Raw genomic sequence first — 16,860 nt, 5'->3', positions numbered from 1 at the left:
AGAAAAATGGATCCTTTTTTCAGAATTACGGCAAACTCCTTAATTTTCAAGACTTCCTCCGGGGCCCGAAATGAATTCACCGTCTTCGGTTGATGAGAGCAGTTTTCGCAAACTCTTGAGCCGCAACATCAGCCTGCCATTGGGGGTGGGCGTACTCAGTGCCGTTTTCTTCGTGGCCCTGATCACCTATCTGCTCTCGGTGATCCAGTGGGTGCAGCACACCGACCGGGTGATCAACAACGTCAACGAGGCGATGACGCTGTCGGTCGACCTGGAGACCGGCATGCGCGGGTTCCTGATCACGGGCGACGAGCATTTCCTCGATCCCTATGAGGTCGCCAAGCCGAAGATCATTGCCGAACTGCGTAGCCTGCAGCAGCTGGTGGGGGATAATCCGCAGCAGGTCGATCGCTTCAGGCGTATCGAGGCCCTGCAGGGGGCCTGGACCGAATACGCGCAGTCGATGATCGATCTGCAGCGTAGCAAGGGCGACTATCGCGAGGCGATCAAGGCTGGCCGGGGCAAGCGCCTGACCGACGAGATTCGCAACGAGTACACCAACGCCATCGACACCGAGCAGCAACTGCGCCTGGCTCGCAATGAGGATGTCAGGCATACCACCATCTGGATCATTGGTGTCTACCTGGTCTTCGTACTGGGCCTGAGCGCGCTGCTGGCCTATGTTGGAAGAAAAAATTTACTAGATCTTTCAAATAGTTATGGGAAAACCCTCGAGTCGCAACGCAAGAGTTCGGAGCGGCTCGAGAAGCAGGCCTGGCTGCGTGGCGGACAGAATGAGTTGGGCTCGCAGATGCTGGGGCAACTGGGGTTGGGCCCACTGGGGCGCAACATCCTGCAGTTCTGCTCCCAATACCTGGATTGTGCCGTGGGGGCCCTGTATGTTCGTGAGGAGCATGGTGGTTTCCGGCGTATCGGTACCTACGGCCTATCCCGCGAGCAGGAGCAGCAGCGGGTGGAGATTTTCACCGACGAAGGCATTGTCGGCCAGGTCGCGACCCAGGGGCGGCTGATTCGCCTGGATGCAGTCCCGGAGGATTACTTCAAGGTCAGTTCCGGCCTTGGTGAGGGCTTGCCGCGCCATGTGGTGGTGGTGCCGACCAGCGATGACGGGCGTGTCAACGGCGTGATCGAACTGGGCTTTCTGCGTGAGCTCTGCGAGCGCGATATCGAGCTGCTGGAACTGATCGCCGGCAGCATCGGCACCTCCATCGAAGCGGCTCGTTATCGCCAGCGCCTGCAAGAGGTGTTGGCCGAGACGCAGCAGCTCAACGAGGAACTGCAGGTCCAGCAGGAGGAACTCAAGACCGCCAACGAGGAACTGGAAGAACAGTCCCGGGTGCTCAAGGAGTCCCAGGTACATCTGGAGACCCAGCAGACCGAATTGGAGCAGAGCAACGAGCAACTGGCCGAACAGGCCAACGCGCTCTCCGAGCAACGTGATGCCCTGGACCGCAAGAACGGCGAACTGAATCTGGCCCAGGCCGAGCTCGAGGAGCGCGCCGAGCAACTGCAGCGCTCGAGCAAGTACAAGTCCGAGTTCCTCGCCAACATGTCCCATGAGCTGCGCACGCCGCTCAACAGCTCGCTGATCCTGGCCAAGCTGCTGGCGGAAAACCCTCAGGAGAACCTCACCGACGAGCAGGTCAAGTTCGCCGAATCGATCTATTCCGCCGGCAACGATCTGCTGAACCTGATCAACGACATTCTCGATATCGCCAAGGTCGAGGCCGGCAAGCTTGAAGTGCGTCCGGAGAACACCAGCGTGGCGCGGTTGGTCGAAGGCCTGGACAACCTGTTCCTGCCGCTGGCGAACGACAAGGGGCTGGGTTTCAGCGTGGTGATCGAGGACGGCGCGCCCGAGATGCTGTTCACCGACCGTCAGCGCCTGGAACAGGTGCTCAAGAACCTGCTGTCGAACGCGCTGAAGTTCACCGAGAAGGGTCACGTCAACCTGACCGTCTCCAGCCGGCCAGGCGTGGGTATCGTCTTCAGTGTTCGTGATACCGGAATCGGCATCGCCGCCGAGCAGCACGAAAGCATCTTCGAGGCGTTCCACCAGGCCGACGGCACCACCAACCGGCGGTATGGCGGTACCGGCCTCGGCCTGTCGATTTCCCGCGACCTGGCGACCCTGCTGGGCGGTTCGATCAGCGTCGCCAGCGTGCCGGGGCAGGGCAGCGTGTTCACCCTGGCCCTGCCACGTGAGTACACCATGGCCAGCGGCGATGTGCCGGTCGCGACGGCGCCGGTGCATGCCGATTCGATCATGCCGGCCCGCCCCCGTGTCGAGCCGCCGGTGGTGGTCGATACACCCGTTGAGCGTTTCGCCGACGACCGTGACAAGGCTCCCTTCACCACCCGCAGTATCCTGGTGGTCGAGGACGAACCAAGCTTTGCCCAGATTCTCTACGACCTGGCCCATGAGTTGGGTTACCAGTGCCTGGTCGCCCACGGTGCCGATGAGGGGTTCGGCCTGGCGGCACAGTTCATCCCGGATGCGATCCTGCTGGACATGCGCCTGCCTGACCATTCCGGCCTGACCGTGTTGCAGCGCCTCAAGGAACAGGCATCGACCCGGCATATCCCGGTGCATGTGATTTCCGTGGAAGACCGTGTCGAGACCGCCATGCACATGGGCGCCATGGGTTATGCGGTCAAGCCGACGACCCGCGAGGAGCTCAAGGAGGTCTTCTCCCGGCTCGAGGCCAAGCTGACCCAGAAGGTCAAGCGCGTCCTGCTGGTCGAGGACGACGACCTGCAGCGCGACAGCATTGCCCGGCTGATTGGCGATGATGACATCCAGATCACGGCGGTAGGTCTGGCCCAGGATGCCCTGGACCTGCTACGCGAAAACGTCTACGACTGCATGATCATCGACCTCAAGCTGCCGGACATGCTCGGCAATGAGCTGCTCAAGCGCATGTCCACCGACGAGATCCGCTCGTTCCCGCCGGTGATCGTCTACACCGGGCGCAACCTGACCCGTGATGAAGAGGCTGACCTGCGCAAGTATTCACGCTCGATCATCATCAAGGGGGCGCGTTCGCCGGAGCGCCTGCTCGACGAAGTGACATTGTTTCTGCACAAAGTCGAATCGCAGTTGTCCCATGAACGTCAGCGCATGCTCAAGACCGCTCGTAGTCGTGACAAGGTTTTCGAAGGTCGCCGGATCCTGCTGGTGGACGACGACGTACGCAACATCTTCGCCCTGACCAGTGCCCTGGAACACAAGGGGGCGGTCGTCGAGATCGGTCGTAACGGCCGCGAAGCGATAGAGCGGCTCAACGAAGTCGACGACATCGATCTGGTACTGATGGATGTGATGATGCCGGAGATGGACGGCTATGAAGCCACGGTCGAGATCCGCAAGGATCCGCGTTGGCGCAAGCTGCCGATCATCGCGGTGACGGCCAAGGCGATGAAGGATGACCAGGAGCGTTGCCTGCAGGCGGGCGCCAATGATTACCTGGCCAAGCCCATCGACCTGGATCGCCTGTTCTCGCTGATTCGCGTGTGGTTGCCGAAAATGGAAAGGATCTAGTGCAGCAGAATATCGACATTGAAATACGCCTGTTGATCGAGGCGATCTACCTCAAGTACAGCTACGATTTCCGCGATTACTCCGGCGCGTCGATCAAGCGCCGGGTCGTCCACGCCCTGCGCCAGTTCGACTGCGCGACGATTTCCGCGCTGCAGGAGCGGGTGCTGCATGACCCGACGGCGTTCATGCAGTTGCTGCAGTTCCTGACCATTCCGGTCAGCGAAATGTTTCGTGACCCCAGCCATTTCCTGGCGATTCGCCAGGAGGTGGTGCCGCTGCTGCGGACCTATCCCTCGATCAAGATCTGGGTCGCCGGTTGCAGCACCGGTGAAGAGGTCTACTCGATGGCGATCCTGTTGCGCGAAGAAGGCTTGCTGGAGCGCACGATCATCTATGCCACCGATATCAACCCCAGCTCCCTGGAAAAGGCCAAGCAGGGAATCTTTTCCCTGGACAGCATGCGTCTCTATACCCGCAACTATCAGCAGGCCGGTGGCCAGCGGGAGTTTTCCGAGTACTACACGGCGGCCTATGGTTATGCGATTTTCGACAAGACGTTGCGCGAGAACGTGACCTTTGCCGATCACAGCCTGGCTACGGATAGCGTGTTCTCGGAAACTCAGTTAATTTCATGTCGTAATGTATTGATTTATTTCAATAAAAAGCTTCAAGATCGAGCCTTTGGTCTGTTTCATGAGTCGCTCTGCCACCGCGGTTTCCTGGCACTGGGCAACAAGGAAACGCTGGAATTTTCCTCCTTCGGCAAGCAGTTCGAGACCTTGGTCAAGCAAGAGCGGATCTATCGCAAGCTATGAACAGACTGGCCCTTGAGTTCACCCAGCGACAGCGTGTCGAGGCCATCGCCATGGGCGCCTCGGCGGGCGGCGTCGAGGCATTGCTGACGGTATTCGGCGAGTTGCCGAGCGGGTTCAGCCTGCCGATCATCGTCGTGCTGCACATGCCCGAGGAACGCAAGAGTCACCTGGCCGAGGTCTTCGCCCGGCGCGTGTCGATGCCGGTCAAGGAGCCGGCCGACAAAGAGTCGATCAACCCTGGCACCCTGTATTTCGCTGCACCCGGCTATCACTTGTCGGTGGAGCAGGACCGCAGTTTTTCCTTCAGTTGCGAGGCGCGCCTGCACTATTCGCGTCCCTCCATCGACTACCTGTTCGAATCATCCGCCGACACCTACGGTTCACGCCTGCTGGCAGTGCTGTTGACCGGCGCCAACCATGACGGTGCCAACGGGCTGGCGCAGGTCAAGGCCCATGGCGGCCTGACGGTGGTCCAGGATCCCCGTGAGGCGCGGGTGGCGACCATGCCCGAGGCGGCCCTGGCGCTGCATACCCCCGACTACATACTTCCCCTTCGCGGCATCGGCCGCCTGCTTGCCGAGTTGGAACGAATCGCATGTTAAGTACTATCCAGGCCAAACTGCTGATCGTTGACGATCTGCCGGAAAATCTGCTGGCGCTGGAAGCGCTGATCACACGTGAGGATCGCGTCGTCTACAAGGCCTATTCCGCGGATGAGGCCCTGTCCCTGCTGCTGCAACACGAGTTCGCCATGGCCATTCTCGACGTGCAGATGCCGGGCATGAATGGTTTTGAACTGGCCGAGCTGATGCGCGGCACGGAGAAAACCAAGCATATTCCCATCGTGTTCGTCAGTGCCGGCGGGCGCGAGCTCAACTATGCCTTCAAGGGGTATGAAAGCGGGGCGGTGGACTTTCTCTACAAGCCGCTGGATACCCACGCGGTGAAGAGCAAGGTCAATGTCTTCGTCGAACTCTATCGCCAGAGCAAGGCCATGAAGCAGCAGGTCGAGGCCCTGGAGCAGAGCCGGCGTGAGCAGGAGGCGTTGCTGCGCGAGTTGCAGGCGACCCAGGAGGAGCTGCAACGTGCGGTGCGCATGCGTGACGACTTCATGTCGATCGTCTCCCACGAAGTGCGCACGCCGCTCAACGGACTGATTCTCGAGACCCAACTGCGCAAGATGCATTTGGCCCGCAACAACGCGGCGGCCTTCACGCTCGACAAGATGAATGCGATGGTCGAGCGTGATGAACGGCAGATCCAGAGCCTGATCCGGCTGATCGAGGACATGCTCGACGTGTCGCGTATCCGCACCGGCAAGCTGTCGATCCGGCCCAGCCGGTTCGACCTGTCGCAACTGGTGGCCAAGCTGCTGGAGGGTTTTGCCCCTCAGGTACAGGCTGCCGATTCGACGCTCGAATACGAGGCTGCTGGGCCGGTGGAGGGGAACTGGGATGAGTTCCGCATCGAGCAGGTGGTTTCCAACCTGCTGACCAACGCCGTTCGCTATGGGGCCAAGAGCCCGATCGGTGTGCGTGTGTACACCAGGGACGGCCAGGCCTGTATCGAGGTCAGCGATCGCGGCATTGGTATCAGCGAAGAGAACCAGAAGCGCATCTTCCAGCAGTTCGAGCGTGTCTCGGCAGGCCATGCGGTGGCAGGACTCGGATTGGGCCTGTTCATTTCCGAGCAGATTGTTGCCGCCCATGGCGGTACAATCACGGTCAGCAGCCGGCTGGGCGAGGGCTCGACTTTCTGCGTCCGCCTGCCGCTACAGGAAAACCGGTAACCCGACGCAACCTCCGGCGCAGCCGGTGGTCGTATTGGCAGAATTTAGAAAATGAAGGTTTTCCATGAGTGAAGATGCACAAGACGTCGTCCTGATCGTCGAGGACGACCCGTCGATCCTGATGGTGTTGTCGGCCTATCTGTCCAGCGAGGGCTATCGGGTGCTGCAGGCCGAAAACGGCGAACAGGCCTTCGAGATCCTGGCGACCAAGCCGAACCTGGACCTGATGGTCACGGACTTCCGGCTGCCCGGCGGGATTTCCGGGGTCGACATTGCAGAGCCGGCGATCAAGTTGCGTCCGGACCTGAAGGTGATCTTCATCAGCGGTTACCCGGCGGAAATTCTCGAGACGGACAGCCCGATCACTCGCAAGGCGCCGATCCTCGCCAAGCCTTTCGATCTCGACACGCTGCAGGAGCAGATCCAGCGCCTGCTGTCCTGACTCAGGCGTTGATCATTTCCCGTACCCTGGCCGTCAGCAGGTCCAGGTTGAAGGGCTTGGTGATCATCTGCATGCCCGGGTCGAGGAAGCCGCCGCGAACCGCCGCATGTTCGGCATAGCCGGTGATGAACAGGACCTTGAGCCCGGGGCGCAACTGGCGACCGATCTCTGCCAGTTGCCGTCCGTTCATGCCTGGCAGGCCAACATCGCTGATCAGCAGGTCGATGCGCTGCTCGGATTCGAGCACCGGGATCGCCGCGTTGGCGTCTCCGGCCTCGACGAACTGGTAGCCCAGCTCGCTCAATACGTCGCGCACCAGCACACGTACCGCCGGATCATCCTCGACGATCAGCACGGTTTCGCCTTCGGTGGCATGGGAGGCGGGCAGCAACTGCAGCGAATCATCCTGGAGCACGGTTTCGCCCTTGTAGCGCGGCAGATAGAGATTGACCGAGGTGCCCCGGCCCACATGGCTGTCGATGGACACATGACCGCGCGACTGTTTACTGAAGCCATAGATCATCGACAGGCCGAGGCCGGTGCCCTGGCCGATGGGCTTGGTGGTGAAGAAGGGATCGAACACGCGGCTGATGATGTTTTCCGGCATGCCGCAGCCATTGTCCCGGACCTGAAGCAGGACATAATCGCCAGGCTCCAGGTGGCCCTGGGGCTGGGTGAAGGCCAGGTCCAGCCGCTGGTTGGAGGTGCTGACCAGCAGCTGTCCGCCATCAGGCATCGCGTCGCGTGCATTGATCACCAGGTTGAGCAGGGCACTTTCCAGTTGATTGGGGTCGGCCTCGGCGATCCACAACGTTTCGGCAAGGTCCATGCGCAGCTCGATGCTTTCATTGAGGCTGCGACGCAGCAGCTCGCTCATGGACCTGACCAGTTCGTTCATCTCCACCGGTTTGGAGTCCAGTGACTGACGACGGGAAAAGGCCAGCAGCCGATGGGTCAGGCCGGCGGCGCGGTTGGCCGAAGTGACGCCCAGGTCGATCAGGTTTTCCAGGTCGTCCAGGCGGCCGCGGGCCAGCCGGCGCTTGAGCAGTTCCAGGCTGCCGATAATACCGGTCAGCATGTTGTTGAAGTCGTGGGCGATGCCGCCGGTCAACTGGCCGACCGCTTCCATCTTTTGTGACTGGCGCAGTGCTTCCTCGTTGTGGCGCAGTTGCGTCGTGCGTTCCTCGACCTGCTGCTCCAGGGTTTCCAGCGTCTCCTTGAGCCGCTGCTCGCTCTGGCTCAGGTCAACCAGGCGATCGCGGGCCTCGTACTGGCGCCTGCGCCCGCGTATGGCCGACGTCACCTGGCTGATCAGCGTGACCGGATGGAAAGGGCGCTCGAGAAAGGTGACATTGCCCAGTTGGTGACCCAGGTCGGAGGAGGCTGGCTGTACCGGCCCGCCGTGATGGGTCAGCAGGATGATCGGCAGGTCCGACCAGGCCGGCTGTTCGCGTAGCTGCCGCAGCAGCGGTTCGAGGTCGATGGCCTGCAGGGCTTCGACAGCGATGACCAGCAGACCGGCGCCGAGTTCGAGCTCATCGCACAGAGACTGCAGGCTCGTGCTCACCACCCCCCTGAGGCTGGCCTCTTCGAGGAGCCGGCGTGCGATCTGGCTGTCGCGCCCCCAGGGCGCGAGAATGATCGCCCGTTCGGAGACCTCGTCCGGCAGGTTCAAGAGGCTTCGTCCTGTAGCAGGGGCAGGTCTTCGCCCAGGTAGGTCGGTACGCCGCGCAGCACGCCCTGGAAGGCCTCCAGTGGCTCGCCGATGGTCATGCCGCGTGAGTTGATGCGGTATTCGCGAATCGTCGACTCATGGGAGCCGGTGCGTTTCTTGATGATCGAAATGGCTCGGCGAACCTTGCCCAGGGCCTCGAAGTAGCGCAGCAGGATGACCGTATCGGCGAGGTAGGTGATCTCCACGGGAGCCTGCATGTCGCCGACCAGCCCGTGCTGGGCGACGGTCATGAACGTCGCGGCACCCCGGCGGTTGAGGTACAGCAACAGTTCGTGCATGTGCAGGATCAGCGCGTTTTCTTCCGGCATCGCCGCCTGGTAGCCGTTGATGCTGTCGATCACCACGGTCTTGATATTACCCTCATCCACGCAGCGGCGGACCCGATGGGAGAATTCCCCGGGTGACAACTCGGCGGCGTCGAGCTGTTCGATCCACAGGTTGCCGGTGGCCCGCAGGGCTGCCAGGTCGATGCCGATGTTTTTCATGCGCTCGTAGAGCAGCCCCAGTTCTTCGTCGAAGATGAACAGGGCGGCCTTTTCGCCGCGCGCGACCGCCGCAGCGGCGAAAATCATCGCGATCAGCGTCTTGCCGGTACCGGCAGGGCCCAGGATCAGGGTGCTGGAGCCGGTTTCGATGCCGCCACCGAGCAGGGCGTCCATCTCGGGGATGCCGCTGCTCAATTGCAGGCGCAGATACTCGCCACGGTGTTCGGCCGCCACCAGGCGGGGGAACACATGCACGCCGTCGTTGCTGATGGTGAAGTCATGGTAGCCACCGCGGTACTTCTGGCCGCGGTACTTGACCACCCGGACCCGACGGCGCTCGGCACCATAGTTGGGCGCCAGTTCCTCAAGCCGTATCACACCATGGGCAATGCTGTGCACGGTCTTGTCGAGGGATTCGTTGGTCAGGTCGTCGAGCAGCAGGACCGTGGTGTCGTAGCGCACGAAGTAGTGCTTGATCGCCAGGATCTGCCGGCGGTAGCGCAGCGAGCTCTGGGCCAGCAGGCGAATCTCGGAGAGACTGTCGAGTACTACGCGGGTCGGCTTGACGCGCTCGATCACTTCGAAGATCTGTCGGGTCGCTTCACCCAGCTCCAGGTCCGAGGAATACAGCAGGCTTTGCTGATGCTCGGTATCGAGCAGGTTCTCCGGGGGCGTCAGCTCGAAGATGTCGATTTTTTCGTCCAGGGTCCAACCATGGGAGCTGGCCCCCTGACGCAGTTCCTCCTCGGTTTCCGAAAGCGTGATGTACAGTGAGCGTTCGCCGACGGCGGCACCGGCCAGTAGAAACTGCAGGGCAACGGTGGTCTTGCCGGTGCCTGGCTCGCCTTCGAGCAGGAAGACGTGACCACGGGACAGGCCGCCGGAGAGGATATCGTCCAGGCCTTCGATACCGGTGGCGGCCTTGGCAGTGTTAGGGAGAGGTGGTGTAGTCAATTCTGCGGCTCTTTTGACTGGAGTATTGCAGTACTGGACCTTGTGCATCAGCAGCAGTTCCCAACTTCGGCCAGCGCAGCACCCTGGCTGCCGAGGTTACAAGCCCTGCTGCAACGCCGGATCATCCGGATTCTGCTGTTCCAGCTGTGCCAGCAGGATCTGCACGTTCTGCAACTGACCGCTCTCCTTCCAGTAGGCGATCAGCAGCACCCGGGCCTTGCGGTTCGCCGGGTGGCGCTGGACCAGTTCTTCCAACTGGCGCTGGGCGGCTTCGAGTTGATCGAGGTCGTGCAAGGTGGTGGCGAGCTTGTAGCGGTATTCGGTGTTGTCCGGTTCCAGCTCGACTGCCTTGGCCAGGCTCAGCAGGGCGTATTCGCTCTGGCCGTGGTGCAGCAGCCAGACACCCAGCGCATGCTGCAGGTACGCGGACTGCGGTTGTACCTCCAGTTGCTTGGCCAGCAGCTGTCGGGCCTGGTCCGGCTGGTTGCGCTTGTCGAGCAGTTCGACCTGGGCAACCACCGCCTTGAGGTTGTTCGGCTCCAGTTGCGAGATGCGCTCGAGGGATTGCTGGGCATTGTCCAGCTGGCCTTCGTGCAGGTACAGGCGGGCCAGCTGGAACTGTGCCTCGGCGCTTTCCGGCTGGGCCTTGAGGGTGCGCTCGTACTCCTCGACCACCTGCTGCAGCGGAGCGAAATACAGCCCCTGGTCATCGGGTGAGAGACCGAGCATGGCGTTGGCCGCGGCAAAGCGTACTTCCTGCTCGCCATCTTCCAGTACCGGTCCCAGCAGCAGGCTGCGCTGGGCACCCGGCACCAGCCCGACGATGCTCTGGATCGCCGCTTCGCGCACCAGTGCCGAAGGGCTCTGCAGATCCGCATCGGCCAGTTTCAGGGCGCGGGGGCTGGGGTAGTTGGGCAGCTCGGCGTGCAGGGCGGCCCGGCGGATATCCGACAGGTCGGTGCGCGCCAGTTGCTGGTAGAGCACGCGGGCGGCACCCGGCTGGCCGTTGTGCGCCTGCTTGAGTGCCTGGCCGTAGTTGACGTGCGGTGCCTGCGGAGCGGCCATCTTGCCGGGCAGCTTGTGCCAGATGAATCCGAGGGCGAGCAGGAGCAACAGGCTGATCAGCAGGTAGCGGCGAGGCTTCGTCATGCAGGGTCCGTGAGCTGGCGAGCTTTTCGTAAGGTTGCCAGCTTCGGTCAGCCGCGCTCCGGAGTCAAACCCTGGCCTCAGTTGAGTACGTAATCCACCGGCTCCAGCGGCGGCGGCAGGTCGGCATGGCCGAGGCTCGCGAGCACTTCCCGTTCCACGGTGCGCAGGATCGCGCTGCAGGGCAGGTCGTTCTCATCGAAACCGAAGGGATCCTCGAGATCGTCACCGATCTCGTCCAAGCCCAGGAAGGTATAGCTGACGATGGCGGTGAAGATCGGCGTCAGCCAGCCCAGCGGCTCGGCCATGGCGAAGGGCAGGAGGATGCAGAACAGGTAGATGGTCCGGTGCAGCAGCAGGTTGTAGGGGAAGGGCAGCGGCGTGAGCTTGATCCGCTCGCAACTGGCCTGGACCTGGCTGAGGCTGACCAGCAGCCCGGAAAACACGGTATAGCGCCATTCGCTGAGCACGCCCTGGTCGACCAGGCCCTGGACACGGGCGCCAATGCGTTGCAGCAGTTGATCGGTCGTGTTCGGATGGCCGGGTGCAGGGATGTCCTGCTGCCAGGGGCTGATGGCCTGACTCTCATTCTCCCGGCGCAGGCGGGCGATCAGGCCATGGGCAAAGCCGCAGAGCTCGCGCAGCAGCAAGGTTCGTTGCGGGCTGTCGCCGAGCACCTGGCTTTCGCGAATCAGTGAGCGGATATCGATGATCATCTGGCCCAACTGCTTGCGGCCTTCCCACCAGCGGTCATAACAGGCGTTGTTGCGAAAGCTCATGAAGATCGACAGTGACAGGCCGAGCAGGGTGAACGGCGTGGCGTTGACCTTGGAAAAGAACTCCGGGTGAGCGGTTTCCACCAGCACGATGACTGCGGCGAGCAGGGTCACTACCAGGCAGCGCAGGGCGATGCGACGGGCGATGGAGCCCTTGAGGGAAAACAGGATGGCGATCAGGTTCGGCTTGGGGCGGACAATCATGGGAAGGGACTGCTTGCAGCGTGGGGTCTATGCAGGCGTAGGCTAGAAGTCTGGAACGGGCTTGTCCAATCGCTTTATCCGACAGTGTGATCGATGAGATCTATCAAGAGGCGGCCTCTTGATGTGCAGGGTTATCAAGCTGCCGGTGGCGGCAAGGCTGCTGACCTATTCGTGGGCAAGCCCTGCTCCTGCACGTTTGTGCCGTACGCAGGTTCCGGGCTTGACGCCCACTTGTAGGAGCAGGGCTTGCCCGCGAACAGAACCAACGCCAGACAAAAAAAGCCCCGCGACCAAAGGCAGCGGGGCACAAGAGGATCGGAGGGGCATCCAATCCGGGAGAGCTCGATCAGTTGCTGGCGACGGCCTGCGGTGTGAAACCGCCACCCAGGGCCTTGTAGATCGCGACGATGCCGCGATACAGGTCGACTTCGGCCTGGGCCTGGCTGTCTTCGGCGGCCAACCGTTCACGCTGGGCGTCGAGCAGCACGAGGAAGTCCACGCTGCCCTCGCGATAGCGGATGGCGGCCAGGTCGGCGGCGGCACGGCTCGATTCGCTCTGGCGAATCAGCGAGATCAGCCGCTGCTGGCGCTTGCCATAGTCGGTAAAGGCATTCTGCGACTCTTCCAGTGCCAGCAGCACCTGCTGCTCGTAGGTCGCCAGCGCGCCTTCCGCCTCGGCATTGGCGCCGCGCAGGCGGGCCCGCACGCTGCCCAGGTTGAACGCCGGCCAGGTGATGCTCGGGCCCAGGGCCCAGGCGTTGGCCGCCGACGAGCCGATCTGCGAACCACGCCCGGCGGTGAAGCCGAGGAAGCCGCTGAGGCTGACCCGTGGGAACAGGTCGGCCTTGGCCACGCCGATCCGCGCGGTGGCAGCAGCCAGCTTGCGTTCGGCACTGAGGATGTCCGGGCGGCGTTGCAGCAGGTCACCCGGGTTGCCAATCGACAGCGCCTTGGAAATCGCCGGCAGGTCCTTGGGGCTCAGGTCAATCGACAGACTGTCCGGACGCTCCCCGAGCAGGGTGGCGATACGGTTCTTGTCTCGCGCCTGTTCGGCCTGCAGCTGTGGCACGCTGGCTTCGACCGCCGCCAGGCGGGCGTCGGCGCGGACCACGTCGAGCTGGTCGCCCACACCGGCATCACGCAGGCTTTCGGTAATGCCCTTGGACTCCTGCTGGTTCTTCAGGTTGGCCAGGGCGATCTTTTCCCGCAGTTGCGCGCCGCGCAGCTGTCCGTAGGCATCCACCAGCTCGGCGATCATGGTCACCTGCAACTGGTACAAGTCGGCGGCAGCCGCTTGTTCGTCGGCATCGGCAGCTTCCAGGCTACGCTGGATGCGGCCGAACAGGTCGACTTCCCAAGCCATGTCCAGGCCCAGGTCATAGCGTTCGCTGTTGACCCGGCTTTCGGTCTGGCCCGGCACCTGGCCCTTGCCCAGGTTGGCGCTGGCGCGACTGGTGATGGTCGGCATCGCGTCATCGCTGACGTCGTCGCGGATCGCCCGCGCCGCTTTCAGGCGGGCGAAGGCGACGCGCAGATCGCGGTTGCCGCTCAGCGACTGGGTGACCAGCTGGTTGAGGGTCGGATCGTCGAACTGTTGCCACCAGACACCCTCGAAGCGCGCACGGTCGAAGTTCTTGCGATCGGCGCTGTCATCGCTGGCGGCGCTGATCTTCGCTGCCGGAGTGTCGGGTGTCTTGTAGTCCGGGCCGACGGCACAGGCGCTCAGCGCCAGTACCAGCAGGCTCGGGAGAAAGGCCTTCATACTGCTCATTGTTGCGCCTCCAGCTTGAGGGCCCGGGCAGCCTTGCGAGCTTCACCACGCTCGACAAAGCGGCGGATCAATACATAGAACACAGGGGTCAGCAGCAGACCGAAGAAGGTCACGCCGAGCATCCCGGAGAACACCGCCACACCCATGGCATGACGCATCTCGGCACCGGCACCGCTGGAGAACACCAGGGGTACCACACCCATGATGAACGCTACCGAGGTCATCAGGATCGGCCGCAGACGCAGGCGGCAGGCTTCCAGTACCGCGCTCAACGGGTCGAGACCTTCTTCCTGCTTGTCCTTGGCGAATTCGACGATCAGGATCGCGTTCTTGCACGCCAGGCCGACCAGTACGATCAGGCCGATCTGGGTGAAGATGTTGTTGTCGCCACCGGACAGAATCACCCCGGCAATCGCCGACAGCAGGGTCATCGGTACGATCAGGATCACCGCCAGCGGCAGGCTCCAGCTTTCATACAGTGCCGCCAGGACCAGGAACGCCAGCAGGACGCAGAGCGGGAACACCAGCAACGCGGTGTTGCCCGAGAGGATCTGCTGGTAGGTCAGGTCGGTCCACTCGTAGGTCATGCCGTTGGGCAGTTCTTCCTTGAGCAGCTTCTCGATCGCCGCCTGGGCCTGGCCGGAGCTGTAGCCCGGGGCCGCGGCACCGTTGATTTCGGCGGTGATGAAGCCATTGTAGTGCATGACGCGGTCCGGTCCCGAGGTATCGCTGACCTTGATGAAGGTCGCCAGCGGGATCATCTCGCCCTTGTTGTTGCGCACTTTCAGCTGGCCGATCTGGTCGGACTCGAGGCGGAACTGCTGTTCGGCCTGGACGTTGACCTGATAGGTACGACCGAAGCGGTTGAAGTCGTTGGCATACAGCGAACCCAGGTAGATCTGCAGGGTGTCGAAGATGTCACTGACGGCCACGCCGTGGGTCTTGGCCTTCTCGCGATCGATGGCGGCATCGACTTGCGGCACGTTGACGGTGTAGCTGGTGAACAGGTTCGCCAGTTCCGGCACGCTGCGGCTCTTGCCGATGATGTTCATGGTTTCCTTGTACAGCTCGTCGTAGCCCAGGTTGCCCCGGTCCTCGATCTGCAGGCGGAAACCGCCAATGGTGCCCAGGCCTTGTACCGGCGGTGGCGGGAAGATCGCCATGTAGGCTTCCTGGATGCCGGCGAACTTGCCGTTCAGGGCGCCGGCGATGGCACCGGCCGACTCACTCGGGTCCTTGCGCTCGTCGAACGGCTTGAGGGTGACGAACACGATGCCGGCGTTCGGACTGTTGGTGAAACCGTTGATCGACAGGCCAGGGAAGGCCACCGCACTTTCCACGCCAGGCTGTTTCAGGGCCAGGTCGGACATGCGCTTGATCACGTCTTCGGTACGGTCCAGGCTCGCCGCGTCCGGCAGTTGGGCGAAGGCCACCAGGTATTGCTTGTCCTGGCCGGGTACGAAACCGGTCGGGGTGGTCGAGAAGCCGAGCCAGGTCAGTACGATCAGGCCGGCGTAGAGGATCAGGGCCACGCCGCTGACGCGGATGACACGGGCCACACCGCCGACGTAACCATGGCTGGCACGATCGAAGAAACGGTTGAACGGACGGAACAACCAGCCGCCGAGCAGCGCGTCGAGGAACTTGGAGAAAGCGTCCTTCGGTGCGTGGTGGTCCTTGAGCAGTACCGCGGCCAGGGCCGGCGACAGGGTCAGCGAGTTGAACGCCGAAATCACGGTCGAGATGGCGATGGTCAGGGCGAACTGCTTGTAGAACTGGCCGGTCAGGCCGGAGATGAACGCCGCCGGGACGAACACCGCACACAGTACCAGGGCCGTGGCGATGATCGGGCCGGTCACTTCACGCATGGCGCGCTTGGTGGCTTCGACCGGGCTCAGGCCCAGGCCGATGTTGCGCTCGACGTTTTCCACCACCACGATGGCGTCGTCCACCACGATACCGATCGCCAGTACCAGGCCGAACAGCGACAGGGCGTTGAACGAGAAGCCGAACACATGCATGACCGCAAAGGTACCGATCAGCGACACCGGTACGGCCACCAGCGGGATGATCGAGGCACGCCAGGTCTGCAGGAACAGGATCACGACCAGGACCACCAGCACCAGGGCTTCGAACAGGGTATGGATCACCGCTTCGATGGAGCCACGGACGAAGATGGTCGGGTCATAGACGATGCTGTAGTCCATGCCCTGGGGGAAGTCCTTCTTCAGTTCTTCCATTTTTGCCCGGACTTCGTTGGAAATCTCGATGGCGTTGGAGCCTGGACGCTGGAAGATCGGGATCGCCACTGCCGGCTGGTTGTTCAGCAGCGAGCGCAGGGCATACTGGCTGGAGCCGAGCTCGACCCGGGCGATGTCCTTCAGACGAGTGATCTCGCCATCGTCGCCGGCACGGATGACGATGTTCTCGAACTCTTCCTCGGTGACCAGGCGGCCCTGGGCGTTGATCGACATCTGGAAGCTGGTGGCGTTCGGTGCCGGTGGGGCGCCCAACTGGCCGGCCGCGACCTGGCGGTTCTGTTCACGGATGGCGTTGACCACGTCAGTGGCAGTCAGGTTGCGCGAAGCGGTCTTGTTCGGGTCGAGCCAGACGCGCAGCGAGTAGTCGCCCATGCCGAACAGTTGCACGTCACCCACGCCGCCCAGGCGCGCCAGCTCATCCTTGATGTTGAGCAGGGCGTAGTTGGACAGGTAGAGCATGTCGTAGCGCTGGTCCGGCGAGGTCAGGTGCACGACCATGGTCAGGTCGGGCGAGGCCTTGTCGACGGTGATACCGATGCGGGTCACCTCGGCCGGCAGCTTGGGCTCGGTCCGGGTCACGCGGTTCTGCACCTGTACCTGCGCGTTGTCCAGGTCGGTGCCCAGGGCGAAGGTGATGGTCAGGGTCAGCTTGCCGTCAGCAGTGGACTGCGAGGACATGTAGAGCATGTTTTCGACGCCGGTGATCGCCTGTTCCAGCGGTGCGGCCACGGTTTCGCCGATCACCTTGGGGTTGGCGCCGGGGAAGTTGGCGCGTACGACCACGGTCGGCGGTACCACTTCCGGGTATTCACTGATCGGCAACTGGAACAGCGAGATCGCACCGGCGATCAGGATCAACAGCGACAGTACGGCCGCGAAGATCGGTCTTGATATGAAGAACTGGGAAAAATTCATCGTGT

11 protein-coding genes are annotated in these 16,860 nt (G+C 62.5%); 5 read left to right on the top strand and 6 right to left on the bottom strand.

Annotated elements, in window-relative coordinates:
• Nucleotides 1-70: 70 nt before the first annotated feature.
• The 5 genes from HU752_RS17105 to HU752_RS17085 all read left to right on the top strand — a co-directional run bounded on the left by HU752_RS17105 (nt 71) and on the right by HU752_RS17085 (nt 6,608).
• Nucleotides 71-3,562 carry a response regulator gene (locus HU752_RS17105; RefSeq protein WP_186682878.1) on the top strand — a complete coding sequence of 1,164 codons (3,492 nt, stop codon included), beginning with the start codon at nt 71-73 and terminating at the stop codon, nt 3,560-3,562.
• On the top strand, nt 3,562-4,377 hold the full coding sequence (locus HU752_RS17100) for a CheR family methyltransferase (RefSeq protein WP_186682880.1): 816 nt from the start codon (nt 3,562-3,564) through the stop codon (nt 4,375-4,377). Before HU752_RS17105 ends, HU752_RS17100 begins: the two co-directional genes overlap by 1 nt.
• Nucleotides 4,374-4,979, top strand: coding sequence for a chemotaxis protein CheB (locus HU752_RS17095; protein ID WP_186682882.1), 606 nt, complete (start codon nt 4,374-4,376; stop codon nt 4,977-4,979). The genes HU752_RS17100 and HU752_RS17095 overlap by 4 nt, the downstream gene beginning before the upstream one ends.
• Nucleotides 4,973-6,166, top strand: a complete 1,194-nt coding sequence (locus HU752_RS17090) for a hybrid sensor histidine kinase/response regulator (RefSeq protein ID WP_186682884.1) — start codon at nt 4,973-4,975, stop codon at nt 6,164-6,166. Before HU752_RS17095 ends, HU752_RS17090 begins: the two co-directional genes overlap by 7 nt.
• A 64-nt stretch (nt 6,167-6,230) precedes the next feature.
• Nucleotides 6,231-6,608: a response regulator gene (locus HU752_RS17085; RefSeq protein ID WP_186682886.1), complete on the top strand. Its 378-nt coding sequence runs from the start codon at nt 6,231-6,233 to the stop codon at nt 6,606-6,608.
• A gap of 1 nt (nt 6,609) precedes the next feature.
• Here the strand turns inward: HU752_RS17085 and HU752_RS17080 are convergent, their stop codons facing one another.
• The 6 genes from HU752_RS17080 to HU752_RS17055 all read right to left on the bottom strand — a co-directional run bounded on the left by HU752_RS17080 (nt 6,610) and on the right by HU752_RS17055 (nt 16,855).
• Entirely contained in the window at nt 6,610-8,283 is a 1,674-nt protein-coding gene (locus tag HU752_RS17080) for a response regulator (RefSeq protein ID WP_186682888.1), read from the bottom strand.
• Entirely contained in the window at nt 8,280-9,782 is a 1,503-nt protein-coding gene (locus tag HU752_RS17075) for an ATPase domain-containing protein (protein ID WP_186682890.1), read from the bottom strand. Before HU752_RS17075 ends, HU752_RS17080 begins: the two co-directional genes overlap by 4 nt.
• 96 nt (nt 9,783-9,878) lie before the next feature.
• On the bottom strand, nt 9,879-10,931 hold the full coding sequence (locus HU752_RS17070; RefSeq protein ID WP_186682892.1) for a tetratricopeptide repeat protein: 1,053 nt from the start codon (nt 10,929-10,931) through the stop codon (nt 9,879-9,881).
• 77 nt (nt 10,932-11,008) lie between these two features.
• Complete coding sequence (locus HU752_RS17065; protein WP_186682894.1) at nt 11,009-11,908, bottom strand: bestrophin family protein; 900 nt, start codon at nt 11,906-11,908, stop codon at nt 11,009-11,011.
• A gap of 346 nt (nt 11,909-12,254) precedes the next feature.
• A complete protein-coding gene (locus HU752_RS17060; RefSeq protein ID WP_186682896.1) occupies nt 12,255-13,679 on the bottom strand; it encodes an efflux transporter outer membrane subunit in 1,425 nt (474 codons plus the stop codon).
• On the bottom strand, nt 13,676-16,855 hold the full coding sequence (locus tag HU752_RS17055) for an efflux RND transporter permease subunit (protein WP_186682898.1): 3,180 nt from the start codon (nt 16,853-16,855) through the stop codon (nt 13,676-13,678). Before HU752_RS17055 ends, HU752_RS17060 begins: the two co-directional genes overlap by 4 nt.
• Between the last annotated feature and the right edge of the window lie 5 nt (nt 16,856-16,860).

Source organism: Pseudomonas vanderleydeniana (assembly GCF_014268755.2).
GTDB classification, from domain to species: domain Bacteria; phylum Pseudomonadota; class Gammaproteobacteria; order Pseudomonadales; family Pseudomonadaceae; genus Aquipseudomonas; species Aquipseudomonas vanderleydeniana.
This window is presented reverse-complemented; position numbering and strand designations above follow the sequence as displayed.